General features: G+C 72.0%; 11 protein-coding genes. 9 read left to right on the top strand and 2 right to left on the bottom strand.

The window, feature by feature from the left end; all coding sequences use genetic code 11:
• Positions 1–154 precede the first annotated feature (154 nt).
• On the top strand, positions 155–1,687 hold the full coding sequence (gene hutH, locus A3IC_RS0124110; RefSeq protein WP_026218664.1) for a histidine ammonia-lyase: 1,533 nt from the start codon (positions 155–157) through the stop codon (positions 1,685–1,687).
• A gap of 151 nt (positions 1,688–1,838) precedes the next feature.
• Positions 1,839–2,699: a MurR/RpiR family transcriptional regulator gene (locus A3IC_RS0124105; protein WP_020552628.1), complete on the top strand. Its 861-nt coding sequence runs from the start codon at positions 1,839–1,841 to the stop codon at positions 2,697–2,699.
• 118 nt (positions 2,700–2,817) lie between these two features.
• Here A3IC_RS0124105 and A3IC_RS0124100 read toward each other — a convergent pair whose 3' ends face one another.
• Complete coding sequence (locus A3IC_RS0124100; protein WP_020552627.1) at positions 2,818–3,144, bottom strand: hypothetical protein; 327 nt, start codon at positions 3,142–3,144, stop codon at positions 2,818–2,820.
• A gap of 206 nt (positions 3,145–3,350) precedes the next feature.
• Between A3IC_RS0124100 and hutU the strand changes: the two genes are divergently transcribed.
• The 7 genes from hutU (at position 3,351) to A3IC_RS0124065 (ending at position 11,895) form a co-directional block, all read left to right on the top strand.
• On the top strand, positions 3,351–5,024 hold the full coding sequence (gene hutU, locus A3IC_RS0124095; protein ID WP_020552626.1) for a urocanate hydratase: 1,674 nt from the start codon (positions 3,351–3,353) through the stop codon (positions 5,022–5,024).
• A gap of 17 nt (positions 5,025–5,041) precedes the next feature.
• Entirely contained in the window at positions 5,042–6,229 is a 1,188-nt protein-coding gene (locus A3IC_RS0124090) for an allantoate amidohydrolase (RefSeq protein WP_040877119.1), read from the top strand.
• Complete coding sequence (locus A3IC_RS0124085; protein WP_020552624.1) at positions 6,226–7,563, top strand: formimidoylglutamate deiminase; 1,338 nt, start codon at positions 6,226–6,228, stop codon at positions 7,561–7,563. The genes A3IC_RS0124090 and A3IC_RS0124085 overlap by 4 nt, the downstream gene beginning before the upstream one ends.
• Before the next feature lie 70 nt (positions 7,564–7,633).
• The gene (gene hutI, locus A3IC_RS0124080) at positions 7,634–8,818 is read left to right on the top strand and encodes an imidazolonepropionase (RefSeq protein ID WP_020552623.1); all 1,185 of its coding nucleotides are present in this window, start codon (positions 7,634–7,636) and stop codon (positions 8,816–8,818) included.
• 174 nt (positions 8,819–8,992) lie between these two features.
• Positions 8,993–10,189, top strand: a complete 1,197-nt coding sequence (locus A3IC_RS0124075; RefSeq protein WP_020552622.1) for an acyl-CoA dehydrogenase family protein — start codon at positions 8,993–8,995, stop codon at positions 10,187–10,189.
• Between the two features lie 188 nt (positions 10,190–10,377).
• Positions 10,378–11,274 carry an alpha/beta fold hydrolase gene (locus A3IC_RS0124070; protein ID WP_020552621.1) on the top strand — a complete coding sequence of 299 codons (897 nt, stop codon included), beginning with the start codon at positions 10,378–10,380 and terminating at the stop codon, positions 11,272–11,274.
• Positions 11,275–11,394: 120 nt separating this feature from the next.
• The gene (locus tag A3IC_RS0124065; RefSeq protein ID WP_020552620.1) at positions 11,395–11,895 is read left to right on the top strand and encodes a YflT domain-containing protein; all 501 of its coding nucleotides are present in this window, start codon (positions 11,395–11,397) and stop codon (positions 11,893–11,895) included.
• Positions 11,896–11,932: 37 nt separating this feature from the next.
• Here the strand turns inward: A3IC_RS0124065 and corA are convergent, their stop codons facing one another.
• The gene (gene corA / locus A3IC_RS0124060; RefSeq protein WP_020552619.1) at positions 11,933–13,009 is read right to left on the bottom strand and encodes a magnesium/cobalt transporter CorA; all 1,077 of its coding nucleotides are present in this window, start codon (positions 13,007–13,009) and stop codon (positions 11,933–11,935) included.
• Between the last annotated feature and the right edge of the window lie 460 nt (positions 13,010–13,469).

The following is a 13,469-nucleotide window of genomic DNA, read 5'->3' as shown; positions in this document are numbered from 1 at the left end:
GAGGGCGTACGACACGAACGCCCGGCACGGCTCGAACGTCCTGTACGCCTTCCGGCACGGTAGCCGCCCTGGCGCTGTCGCGATCCATGCACATAATGTTCGAGTGAATAATGATCTGCACAGCGCCCCCGAAGCCGCCCCCGCCACCGTTTCGATCGGCGAGGCAGGGATGTCCCCGCAGGACGTCCTCGCGGTCGCCCGCGCCGGCGCGCGCGTCGAACTCACCGAGCGCGCGATCAAGGCGATGGCCACCTCCCGCGCGGTGGTCGAGGGCCTGGCCGCACGCACCGAACCCGTGTACGGGGTGTCCACCGGCTTCGGCGCGCTCGCCGTCCGGCACATCAGCCCCGAATTGCGCACCCGACTCCAGCACTCGCTGGTGCGCTCGCACGCCGCCGGGATGGGCCCCCGGGTCGAGGACGAGGTGGTCCGCGCGCTGATGCTGCTGCGGCTCAAGACCCTGTGCTCGGGTCGCACCGGGGTGCGGCCGATCGTCGCGCAGACCATGGCCGGGCTGCTCAACGCGGGCATCACGCCGGTGGTCCGCGAATTCGGCTCGCTCGGTTGCAGCGGTGACCTGGCCCCGCTGGCGCACTGCGCGCTCGTGCTCACCGGCGAGGGCGAGGCGGCCGGCCCCGACGGCGTGGTGCGGCCCGCGGCCGAACTGCTCGCCGCCGCCGGCCTGGAGCCGATCGAGCTCAAGGAGAAGGAGGGCCTGGCCCTGATCAACGGCACCGACGGCATGCTCGGCATGTTGTTGATGGCCGGGGCCGACCTCGCCCGCCTGTTCACCACCGCCGACATCACCGCCGCGATGACCATGGAGGCGCTGCTGGGCACCTCCCGCGTGCTCGACCCGGCGCTGCACGCCATCCGCCCGCACCCGGGCCAGGCCGCCAGCGCGGCCAACATGCTGCGCGTACTGGAGGGCTCGGCGCTGACCGGGCACCACCAGGACGCCGCGCCGCGCGTGCAGGACGCCTACTCGGTGCGCTGCGCGCCGCAGGTCGCGGGCGCGGGCCGGGACACCCTCGCGCACGCGCTGCTGGTCGCCGACCGCGAACTGGCCTCCTCGGTGGACAACCCGGTGATCCTGGAGGACGGCCGGATCGAGTCCAACGGCAACTTCCACGGTGCCCCGGTCGGCTACGTGCTCGACTTCCTCGCCGTGGCGGTCGCCGACCTCGGCTCGATCGCCGAGCGCCGCACCGACCGCCTGCTCGACCCCTCCCGCTCGCACGGGCTGCCCGCGTTCCTGGCCGACGACCCCGGCGTCGACTCCGGCCTGATGATCGCCCAGTACACCCAGGCCGCGCTGGTCTCCGAGTGCAAGCGGCTGGCGATGCCCGCCTCGGCCGACTCGATCCCCAGCTCGGCGATGCAGGAGGACCACGTCTCGATGGGCTGGAGCGCGGCCCGCAAGCTGCGCCGCGCGATCGACAACCTGAACCGCGTCCTGGCCATCGAACTCACCACCGCCGCCCGCGCCCTGGACATGCGCGTGGCCGCCGGCCTGGGCGCCCCCGCGCCCGCCACGGCCGCGGTGATCGCCGCGCTGCGTGCGAGCGGCGGCGAAGGGGTGGGCCCGGACCGCTTCCTGGCCCCCGACCTGGAGGCCGCCGACGCCTTCGTCCGGGCCGGCAAGGTGATCGAGGCCGCCGCCTCGGCGGTCGGCGAGCTGAGCTGACCCCGAGCGGGCTGACTGACATCACGTCAGATCAGGCAGGATGACCTGACGCGGACCGCCGCCGGCGGCGGTCCGCGCCTTCCGGCAGTGCCCGAACCACGCCCGCCACACCGGCGGCCGCAGCCGAGCGACGCCCCAGCAGCGAGGAGACATGTCGGTGGCCGACGACGACGCGAGCCCTTCCGCCCGCCTGCTCGCCCTCTTCGAGCGCCACCGGCTCACCCCCACCCAGCGCCGGATCGCGCACTGCCTGGTCCGGCACGCGGGCGAGGCGGTGTTCCTCTCCAGCGTCGAGGTGGCCCAGCTCGCCGGGGTCAGCCAGCCGTCGGTGACCCGGTTCGCGGTCGCGCTCGGCTTCGACGGCTATCCGGCGCTGCGCCGGCACCTGCGCGAACTCGGGCTGCCCACCACTGCCGAGTCCTCCGCCGAGGTGGACCGCAACGAGTACGTCGGTGCCGTGCACGCCGAGATCGCCAACCTGACCCGACTGGCCGAGCAACTCGCCGACCCGGGTGCGATCGCGCGCGCCGCCGCACTGCTCGCCCCCTCGCGCCCGCTGGTGGTGCTCGGTCTGCGCACCGGGGTGGCGCCCGCGCGCGGCTTCGGCTACTTCGCGGCCAAGGTGTTGCCCGAGGTGCGCGTCCTGGACGAGGGCGGCTCACTCCTGGTGGACCGGCTCGACCAGGCCCGCGCGGCGGGCGCGACCGGCCTGCTGTGCTTCGCGCTGCCGCGGTACCCGCGGGAGTTGGCCGAGGGCCTGCGGGTCGCGCGCGACCTGGGCATGCGGATCGTCACCGTCACCGACAGCCCCTTCGCGCCGGCGGCGACGCTGGCCGACGCGGTACTGATCGCCGGGGTGGGCTCACAACTGGTCTTCGACTCGTACGGCGCGCCGATCCTGATGGGGCAGATCCTGCTCCAGGCGATGTGCGACATCGAGCCCGCGCGGGCGCAGGCTCGATTGGAGGAGTTCGAGCGGCAGGCGGGCGAGCGCGGGCTGTTCGACGTGTGAGCGGCCTCATCCGCGCACGCCGCGGCCGGTCGGGCCGGTGCGGGCCCGGCCTGCGGCCGGCTTGTCCTCGAACGCCGGACGGGCTGTTCGCGCCCTCGTGGGACGGGCTGTTCGTGCCCTAACGCTGCCCGGGTTCCTTGCGGAGCGAGACGTGTTGCTCCGGCGTCGACTGCCGAGTGGGTCCGCGCTGCACCGGCATGAGCGAGATCGCGCCCAGCATGGCCAGTACGCCGACGATCGCCGCGCCGCCCGCGATCAGCGCGGTGTCCCGATAGCGCGGGACGCTGAGCAGGAAGCCGCCGGTGCACAACAGCGCACCGATCATCACCACCAGCGCCACCACGCCCGGCTCGCGCCCACGGCCGCGCACCAGCATCACCAGCCCCGCGAACGCCACGAACGCGCCCAGTGCGGTGACCGCCCAGAGCACCTCCTGCAGTTCCATGCCGTTTGGCTACCCGGCGCCGGTCCGGCCGACCACCGATCGCATGAAATGGCACCGAATGGGCCAAGTCCCTCGATGTCGCGGTGCTCACGTCGCCGGCTCGGCCGGCTCTCTTGGCGATGCCTTGCAGAACAGATAGATTCACTCTCGAAGCGACTGAATGTTTTCATACAGAAATCGTGCACAGGAACAGAAGGGGCGCCGCCATGTCGGACCACACCGCAGGACCGCGCGAGGTGCGCGCACCACGCGGGAGCACGCTCACCACCCGCGGCTGGCAGCAGGAGGGCGCCCTGCGGATGTTGCTCAACAACCTCGACCCCGAGGTCGCCGAGCACCCCGACAAGCTGGTCGTCTACGGCGGCACCGGCAAGGCCGCGCGCGACTGGCGCTCCTTCGAGGCGATCACCCGCACGCTGACCACGCTCAAGCAGGACGAGACGCTGCTCGTGCAGTCGGGCCGTCCGGTCGGTGTCATGCAGACCCACGAGTGGGCTCCGCGCGTGCTGATCGCCAACTCCAACCTGGTCCCCGACTGGGCCAACTGGGAGGAGTTTCGCCGGCTGGAGTCGGCCGGCCTGACCATGTACGGCCAGATGACCGCCGGGTCGTGGATCTACATCGGCACCCAGGGCATCCTCCAGGGCACCTACGAGACGTTCGCCGCGGTCGCGACCAAGCGCTTCGGCGGCACCCTCGAAGGCACCATCACGCTGACCGCCGGCCTCGGCGGCATGGGCGGCGCGCAGCCGCTGGCCGTGACCATGAACGGCGGCGTGGTCATCTGTATCGACTGTGACCCCTCGCGGATCGACCGCCGGATCGAGCACGGCTACTGCGACACCCGGGTCGAGACGCTGGACGCCGCGCTGCAACTGGCGGTCGAGGCACGTGACGCCCGCCGTCCGCTGTCCATCGGCCTGCTGGGCAACGCCGCCGAACTGGTCCCGCAGCTGCTCGCGATGGACGCGCCGATCGACATCGTCACCGACCAGACCTCGGCCCACGACCCGCTCGCCTACCTCCCGGTCGGCGTCGCGTTCGAGGACATGGCCGAGTACGCGCGCACCAAGCCCGCCGAGTTCACCGACCGCGCCCGCGAGTCGATGGCCCGCCACGTCGAGGCGATGGTCGGCTTCCAGGACAAGGGCGCCGAGGTGTTCGACTACGGCAACTCGATCCGCGGCGAGGCGCAACTGGCGGGCTACACCCGCGCGTTCGACTTCCCCGGCTTCGTCCCGGCGTACATCAGGCCGCTGTTCTGCGAGGGCAAGGGCCCGTTCCGCTGGGCCGCGCTCTCCGGCGACGCGCGCGACATCGCCAAGACCGACAAGGCCGTGCTCGACCTGTTCCCGGAGAACGAGTCGCTGGCCCGCTGGATCAAGCTCGCCCAGGAGAAGGTGCACTTCCAGGGCCTGCCCGCGCGGATCTGCTGGCTGGGCTACGGCGAGCGGGACAAGGCCGGCGAGCGGTTCAACGACATGGTCGCCTCGGGCGAACTGGCCGCGCCGATCGTGATCGGCCGCGACCACCTGGACTGCGGCTCGGTGGCCAGCCCGTACCGCGAGACCGAGGGCATGCTCGACGGCTCCGACGCGATCGCCGACTGGCCGCTGCTGAACGCGATGGTCAACGTGGCCTCGGGCGCCTCGTGGGTGTCCATCCACCACGGCGGCGGTGTCGGCATCGGCCGCTCGATCCACGCCGGCCAGGTCACCGTCGCGGACGGCACGCCGCTCGCGGGCGAGAAGATCCGCCGGGTGCTCACCAACGACCCCGGCATGGGCGTGATCCGGCACGTGGACGCCGGCTACGACCACGCGGTCGACGTCGCGAACGAGCGCGGCGTGCGGGTGCCGATGCGCGAAGGCGACGCGTGAGCACCGGCTTCGAGGCGATGTGGCGCGACCTGCTTCCGGTGGGTCGCGCCACGACCGGCGGCTACCGCCGGTACGCGTGGACCGACGCGGACGCCGAGTGCCGCGCGTGGTTTCGCGAACAGGCCGAGAACCGGAACCTGATCTACGAAGAGGACCGCAACGGCAACCAGTGGGCGTGGACCGCGCCCGGCGCCGACGCGATCGTGATCGGCAGCCACCTGGACTCGGTGCCCGACGGCGGCGCCTACGACGGACCGTTGGGCGTGGTCTCCTCCTTCGCCGCACTCGACCTGCTGCGCGAGCGCGGCGGCGACCTGCCGCGCCCGCTGGGCATCGTCAACTTCGCCGACGAGGAGGGCGCCCGGTTCAACGTCGCGTGCGTCGGGTCCCGGTTGTCCGCCGGGGTGCTGACGCCGGATCAGGCACGTGCGCTGAAGGACGCCGACGGGATCTTCCTGGGCGACGCGATGGAGCGCGCCGGGTTCGACCCGGCCGGGATCGGCCCGGATCCGCAGCGACTGGGCCGGGTCCGCGCGTTCGTCGAACTGCACGTCGAACAGGGCCGCGACCTGGTGCACCGCGACCGCGCGGTGGGCGTGGCCTCGGCGATCTGGCCGCACGGGCGCTGGCGGTTCGACTTTCGCGGCGAGGCCAACCACGCGGGCACCACCCGCCTGGAGGACCGGCACGACCCGATGCTGACCTATGCCAACACGGTGCTCGCGGCCCGCAAGAAGGCCCACCTCTCCGGTGCGCTGGCCACCTTCGGCAAGGTCGACGCGCGGCCCGGGGCGGCCAACGCGATCGCCTCCGAGGTGCGCGGCTGGCTCGACTCGCGAGCCGCCGACGAGCAGACTCTGGACGAACTGGTCGCGGAGATCATCCGGGCCGCCACCGAGCGCGCCGACCGGGACGGGGTCGAGGTGCAGGTCACCCGCGAGTCGTTCACGCCGGTCGTCGAGTTCGAGGGCTCGCTGCGCGACCGGATCGCCAAGCAGCTCGGCGGCGCGCCGATCCTGCCCACCGGCGCCGGTCACGACGCGGGCATCCTGTCCGCGCGCGTGCCCACCGCGATGTTGTTCGTGCGCAACCCGTCCGGCGTGTCGCACTCGCCGGCGGAGAGCGCCGAGATGGTGGACTGCCTGGCGGGCGTCACCGCGCTCGCCGACGTGGTGACCGATCTGATGAGCGAGGACCTCGGGTGAGCGAGTACTGGTGTGAGCTGGTGCAGACCCGCACCGGCATCGAACGCGACGTGGTGCTGTCCATCGTGGACGGCCGGATCGAGTCGGTCACCCCCGACCGACCGGTGCCCGCGGGCGCCTCGGTGTTGCCCGGGCTCACCCTCCCGGGCCTGGCCAACGCGCACTCGCACGCCTTCCACCGGGCGCTGCGCGGACGCACGCAGACCGGCACCGGCACGTTCTGGACCTGGCGCGAGCAGATGTACCAGGCCGCAGGCCGGCTGGACCCGGACAGCTACCTCGCGCTCGCTCGCGCGGTGTACGCGGAGATGGCACTCGCCGGCATCACCTCGGTCGGCGAGTTCCACTACCTGCACCACGGCCCGGACGGCACGCCCTACGCCGACCCCAACGCGATGGGCCACGCGCTGATCGAGGCGGCCCGTCAGGCCGGCATCCGGATCACCCTGCTGGACACGTGCTACCTGCACGGTGGCCTCACCGCCGACGGCTACCGGCCGTTGGAGGGCGTGCAGCGCCGGTTCGGCGACGGCAGCTCGGACGCCTGGTACGAGCGCTGGGGCGCGCTGCGCGGCGACGAGAACACCCGGATCGGCGCGGCCATCCACTCGGTCCGGGCGTTCGCCGCGAAGGACGACTACGCGACCTGGGCCACCCGTACCCAAGGCGTCCCGGTGCACGTGCACCTGTCCGAGCAGCCCGCCGAGAACGCGGCGTGCGTGGCGCATCACGGGCTGACCCCGACCGGGCTGCTGGACGCGCACGGCTTCTGGAGCGCGCACGCGACGGCCGTGCACGCCACCCATCTCACCGACGCCGACGTCGCCGCACTGGCCCGGGCACAGGCGGGCGTGTGCTTTTGCCCGACCACCGAGCGCGACCTCGCCGACGGCATCGGCCCGGCCGGCGAGCTGGCCCGGGCCGGGGTGCCGCTGTCCCTGGGCAGCGACAGCCAGGCCGTGATCGACCTGTTCGAGGAGGCCCGCGCGGTCGAACTCGACGAGCGGCTGCGCACCGGGCGGCGCGGCCACTTCACCTCCGCCGCGCTGCTCGCCTACGCCACCGTCACCGGCCACCGCGCGCTCGGTTGGCCCGACGCCGGCCGGATCGAACCGGGCGCCCTCGCCGATCTGACCACGATCGGCCTGGACTCGGTCCGCCTGGCCGGCACCGTCCCGCGGCTGGCCACCGAGGCCGCGGTCTTCGCGGCCACCGCGAGCGACGTCACGCACGTCATGGTCGGCGGACGCGCGATCGTCCGCGACGGCGTGCACCAACTCGTGGACGCGGTCCCGCAGGCGCTGACCACGGCCGTGCACGGGCTGTTCGGCTGACCCGCGGCCGCTCCGCCTCGGAGCGGCCACTGCATTTCGGAAACCTCGGACCGGAAGGGACCACTCGCGCGTGGCCACCACCCTGATCACCAACATCGGCTCGCTGGTCACCAACGACCCGGACCTCGGAGCGGGCCCGCTCGGCCTGATCCGGGACGCGGCGCTCGTGCTCGACGGCGACCGCGTCGCATGGGTGGGGGCCGCCGCGAGTGCTCCCGACGCCGACGCCCGGCACGACGCCGAGGGGCGCGCGGCGCACCCGGGCTTCGTCGACTCGCACGCGCACCTGGTGTTCGCCGGCGACCGCACCGCCGAGTTCGACGCGCGGATGTCCGGCCAGGCGTATCAAGCCGGCGGCATCCGCACCACCGTCGCCGCCACCCGCGCCGCGAGCGACGAGCACCTGGCCGCGAACGCCGCGTACCTGGTGGAGGAGGCGGCCCGCCAGGGCACCACCACGATCGAGATCAAGTCCGGCTACGGCCTCACCGTCGCGGACGAGGAACGCGCGTTGCGGATCGCGTCCGCGTTCACCACCGAGACCACCTACCTGGGCGCACACATCGTCGCGCCGGAGTACGCGGACGACGTGGCCGGCTACGTCGACCTGGTCACCGGCCCGATGCTCGACGCGTGCGCGCCGCACGCCCGCTGGGTGGACGTGTTCTGCGAGCGCGGCGCCTTCGACGGCGACCAGGCCCGGGCCATCCTGAAGGCCGGCGCCGCCCGGGGCCTGATCCCGCGCGTGCACGCCAACCAGCTCGGACACGGCCCCGGCGTACAACTCGCCGTCGAACTCGGCGCGGCCTCGGCCGACCACTGCACCCACCTCACCGACGCCGACGTGGACGCGCTCGCCGCCGGCGACACGGTGGCCACGCTGCTCCCGGGCGCCGAGTTCTCCACCCGCGCGGTGTACCCCGACGCGCGCCGGCTGTTCGCCGCCGGCGTCGACATCGCGCTGTCCACCGACTGCAACCCCGGATCGAGCTACACCACCTCGATGCCGTTCTGCATCGCGCTCGCGGTCCGCGACATGGGCATGACACCGGACCAGGCGCTGTACGCGGCGACCGCCGGCGGCGCCCGCGCGCTGCGCCGTGCGGACGTGGGAGTGCTGCGTCCGGGCGCGCGCGCCGATGTCGTCGAGCTCGACGCGCCCTCGCACGTGCACCTGGCCTACCGGCCCGGGGTGCCGCTGGTGCGCGGGGTGTGGCGCGCCGGCCTGCGAGTCCGAGCCTCTGACCGGGGGTAATCGCCGGAACACGGGACGGACAGAGCGTTCGAAATCGAGGTGCCCGCGTTACGGACCCCCTCTGTCGCGACCCGCCGCGCTCGTGGATACTCCCCGGTAACTCTCTCAACCAGAAGCGTGGCCGGGACCCCGGTGGTGGGGCCCGGACATGCGCAGACGGAAGGAGCGCCGCCCATGGGCCGCCTCGCACAGACCGACGGACTCACCGATGTCCAGCGGGAGATCCTCGCCACCGTGCGCACCTTCGTGGACAAGGAGATCATCCCGGTCGCCACCGAGCTGGAGCACCGGGACGAGTACCCGGCGGAGATCGTCGAGGGCATGAAGGCCATGGGCCTGTTCGGCCTGATGATCCCGGAGGAGTACGGCGGCCTCGGCGAGTCGCTGCTGACCTACGCGCTCGTGGTCGAGGAGATCGCGCGCGGCTGGATGAGCGTGTCCGGCATCATCAACACGCACTTCATCGTCGCGTACATGATCAAGCAGCACGGCACCGACGAGCAGAAGGCGTACTACCTGCCGAAGATGGCCGAGGGCGAGATCCGCGGCGCGTTCTCGATGTCCGAGCCGCACTGCGGGTCGGACGTCTCGGCGATCCGCACCAAGGCGGTGCCGGACGGCGAGTTCTACGTGCTCAACGGTCAGAAGATGTGGCTCACCAACGGCGGCACCGCCAACCTGGTCGCGGTGCTCACCAAGACCGAACTGGGCGAGGAGTCGGTCTACCGGAACATGACCACGTTCCTGGTGGACAAGGAGTCCGGCTTCGGCGAGACCCGGCCGGGCCTGACCATCCCCGGCAAGATCGACAAGATGGGCTACAAGGGCGTCGACACCACCGAGATGGTGCTCGACAACTGTCGGGTGCCGGCCGACCGGATCCTGGGCGGGGTGCCCGGCAAGGGCTTCTACCAGATGATGGACGGCGTCGAGGTCGGCCGGGTGAACGTGGCCGCGCGCGGCTGCGGGGTCGCACAGCGCGCCTTCGAGCTGGGCATCCGCTACGCGCAGCAGCGGGAGACCTTCGGCAAGCCGCTGACCGGCCACCAGGCGATCCAGTTCAAGCTGGCCGAGATGGCCACCAAGGTCGAGGCCGCGCACGCGATGATGGTCAACGCGGCGCGCAAGAAGGACGCCGGCGAGCGCAACGACCTCGAGGCGGGGATGGCCAAGTACCTGGCCTCCGAGTACTGCAAGGAGGTCGTCGAGGACGCGTTCCGCATCCACGGCGGGTACGGGTTCTCGAAGGAGTTCGAAATCGAACGTTTGTACAGGGAGGCGCCGATGTTGCTGATCGGCGAGGGCACGGCCGAGATCCAGAAGATGATCATCGGGCGACGCCTGCTGGAGGACTACAAGCTCAAGGGCTGAAGCCCGGTGCCGTCGTACCCCGTCCGCGGATCCTCGGGACGGGGTATGACGCGTGCCCGGTCGGCGGGCAGGCGCGGCGCGGCCAACCGGGTCCCGTATCGGCTCGGTCGTCGCGTCGTTGCGGGGTGGGGCTCGGGCCGCGGCTGATGATGGCGAGACGCGTAACCGCCAGTGATCGGGAGCCCACCATGGCTGCGAGACGCCCGGTACCGGTACCGCCCGGCACATTCGTTCGGATCGACGGGGCCGCCCTGCATGCGGTCCGCGAGGGCTCCGGGCCCGTGGTGATCGCCACCAGCGGGCTCGGCGGCGCGTGGTTCGACTGGGATGCGGTGGCGCCGCTGCTGACCGCCGACTGCACGGTGGTCCGGTTCGACCGCCCGGGCCTGGGCTACTCCGAGCCGGATCCACGACCGCCCACCCTGGCGCACGAGGCCGACCGGATCGCCGCGCTGGCCGACGCGCTGGCATTGCCCGGTCCCTACGTCCTGCTGGCCCACTCGCTCGGCGCGTTCCATGTCGAGGGCTTCGCCCGGATGTATCCCGAGCGCACCGCCGGCCTGGTGCTGGTGGACCCGAGCAACGAGGACAAGCCCAGACCGCGGCCCGCGCGCCGGGCCCGGGTCCGGGTGGCGCGGGTGGTCGGGGGAGCGATGCGGGTCGGCGGGCTGGCCCGGGCGGTCGGCCCCGCGGCGCGCCGCTCGGTCCTGTTCACCCAGTCGCGCCGCCATCGCGACGTCGCGGACGCGCGCTGGGTGCGCGGCGCGTACGGGTCGGGCCGGTTCTTCGCGACCGCGTTGACCGAGAACGCCACCTACCTCGACGTCGCCGCCGAACTCGCCGACCTGCGCCGGGTCGCACCGCTCCCGGACGTGCCGTTGCGGGTGCTGGCCGCCGCCGGGGGCTACGAGAGCCTGGCCGCCCGGGCCCGCTGGGTGCGCGCGCTGCGCACGCTGGCGAACCTGTCCCCGCACGGGCGCTGCGATGTGCTGGACGACTCCGCGCACTTCGTGATGTCGGACCGACCGGACGCGGTGGCCGATGCCGTGCACGAGGTCCTGTCCGGCGAGTCGGCTTACAGGTGATTGTCACGCGTTGCCTTTTCGGGTGATTGTCACGTGTTGTCGCGAATTTCACCGGGTACACGTTCCGGGTCGAACCACCCCACGGCCCACCACCCGGCATCCAGGCGAGGCGGCACACCCATGTTCGGTCAGCAGAACCTCCCTCCGGGCGCCGGCGGGCCCGGCTCCGACCTCGCCAACACCGGCACGGTGATCGCGTCGTACACGAACTACGCGGGCGCCCAAAGGGCCGTCGACTACCTGTCCGACCACGAGTTCCCGGTCGAGAACACCGCGATCGTGGGCGCCGACCTGCGGCTGGTCGAGAACGTGCTCGGCCGGCTCACCGCGGGCAAGGCGGCGGCGTCCGGCGCCGCCGGCGGTGCGTGGTTCGGCCTGATGATCGGGCTGTTCCTGGGCATCTTCGCGGTCCGCACGCACGGTTGGCTGTGGCTGGTGCTGATGGGTCTGGTCTGGGGCATCGGGGCGGGCGCCCTGTTCGGCTGGTTGGGCTACAAGGCACTGGGCGGACGCCGGGACTTCGTCTCCACGAGCCAGATCGTCGCCTCGCGCTACGACGTGGTGGTACGCCCGGACCTGGCCGAGCGGGCCCGCAACCTGGTGGGCCGGCTCGACCTGTAGGGCGCGTCCATGCGGGTGGAAACCACGCGCACGCGCGTCACAACCATCCGTTGCGGCGAAAGCCCCGGTGCATCAGCGTGCACACGACCGCGATCACACACAGCGTCATCGGGTAGCCGTACCGCCACTTCAGCTCCGGCATGTGTTCGAAGTTCATCCCGTACACGCCGGCCAGCATCGTGGGCACCGCGAAGATCGCCACCCAGGCGGAGATCTTGCGCATGTCCTCGTTCTGCGCGACGGTCACCTGCGCGAGGTTGGCCTGCAGGATCGAGGTCAGCAACTCGTCGAAGGAGGCGACCTGTTCGCCGACGCGCGACAGGTGGTCCTCGACGTCGCGGAAGTACTCGCGGATGTCCGGGTGCACCTGGCGCATCGGCCGTTCGGCCAGCGAGTGCAGCGGACGAGCCAGCGGCGCGACGGCGCGCTTGAGTTCGAGCAGTTCGCGCTTGAGCTGGTAGATCCGACCCGCGTCACCCGCGCCGCCACCGCCGAACACGTCGTTCTCGACCTCGTCGATGTCGTCCTGGATGAGCTGCGCGACATCGAGGTAGGTGTCCACCACCCGGTCGGCCACCGCGTGCAGGACCGCCGAGGGGCCCGCGGCGAGCAGTTCGCCGCCGTCCTCCAGCCGACAGCGCAGGTCGGCGAGCGCGCCGTGCCGGCCGTGCCGCACGGTGACCACGAAGTCGTTGCCGAGGAAGACCATGATCTCGCCGGTCTCGACGATCTCGCTGGTCGCCGAGAGCTGCTCGTGCTCGACGTAGGTGACCGTCTTGAACACCGCGAACAGGGTGTCGTCGTAGCGCTCCAGCTTGGGCCGCTGGTGCGCGTGCACCGCGTCCTCGACGGCGAGCGGGTGCAGCCCGAACCGCTCGGCGATACCGGACAGTTCGAGCGCGCTCGGCTCGTGCAGGCCGATCCAGACGAAGCCGCCGCCGGTGCGTACCTCGTGGATCGCCGAGTCGGGATTCGCGTAGCCGTCCAGGCGTCGACCGTCGCGGTACACGGCGCAATCCACCACACAGTTCCCGTTCACCACGGGCGTGGTGGACGGCAGCGGGGTGCGGCGGAGCGGACGGACTACGGCACGGAGGTCGCGGATCATCGACATGGCGGGGCTCCTGCACTGACCGGGCGCGCGCCGACGCCGCAGCGCCGCGGCGGGCAGGCCGCGGGGAGCGTCGACACGTGCAAGCGGAACGAATCACCGAAAGAACGGCAAAAGATCCTGACGCCCCGTCACGGAGGAAATTCGGAGATCGGGTACCGGGCCGGGAAGCGGTGGCCGGAACTCGGCGAAAGTCTCGGAAACCCTCAGAAAGGGCGGGGCGTGCGACTGGATCGGGGAAGATCGGGTGAGCCGCCGGTACTGCACGGTGTGCTGGTATGCACCACGATCACCTCCCACGGCCGGTCCCCGCTGGGGGAAAGCCTCCGCTCGCCGACCGGGTGGGTCGGGGCGATGGCGAGTCCGTCATCCGATGGCGCGCGAGGATGTCCACATCCGGCGGGCCGACTATGCAGAGTACACCAGAGAGTCGGTGCCAATGGCCGGTATACGAAAGGCTCCT

Source organism: Embleya scabrispora DSM 41855 (genome assembly GCF_000372745.1).
Taxonomy (GTDB): Bacteria; Actinomycetota; Actinomycetes; order Streptomycetales; family Streptomycetaceae; genus Embleya; species Embleya scabrispora.
This window is presented reverse-complemented; position numbering and strand designations above follow the sequence as displayed.

Coding starts and splice junctions, on each gene's coding strand:
- A3IC_RS0124100 (WP_020552627.1), bottom strand. CDS start 3,144: ATGGAACTGCAGGAGGTGCTCTGGGCGGTCACCGCACTGGGCGCGTTC.
- A3IC_RS0124090 (WP_040877119.1), top strand. CDS start 5,042: ATGTGGCGCGACCTGCTTCCGGTGGGTCGCGCCACGACCGGCGGCTAC.
- A3IC_RS0124105 (WP_020552628.1), top strand. CDS start 1,839: ATGTCGGTGGCCGACGACGACGCGAGCCCTTCCGCCCGCCTGCTCGCC.
- A3IC_RS0124065 (WP_020552620.1), top strand. CDS start 11,395: ATGTTCGGTCAGCAGAACCTCCCTCCGGGCGCCGGCGGGCCCGGCTCC.
- A3IC_RS0124075 (WP_020552622.1), top strand. CDS start 8,993: ATGGGCCGCCTCGCACAGACCGACGGACTCACCGATGTCCAGCGGGAG.
- corA (WP_020552619.1), bottom strand. CDS start 13,009: ATGTCGATGATCCGCGACCTCCGTGCCGTAGTCCGTCCGCTCCGCCGC.
- A3IC_RS0124070 (WP_020552621.1), top strand. CDS start 10,378: ATGGCTGCGAGACGCCCGGTACCGGTACCGCCCGGCACATTCGTTCGG.
- hutU (WP_020552626.1), top strand. CDS start 3,351: ATGTCGGACCACACCGCAGGACCGCGCGAGGTGCGCGCACCACGCGGG.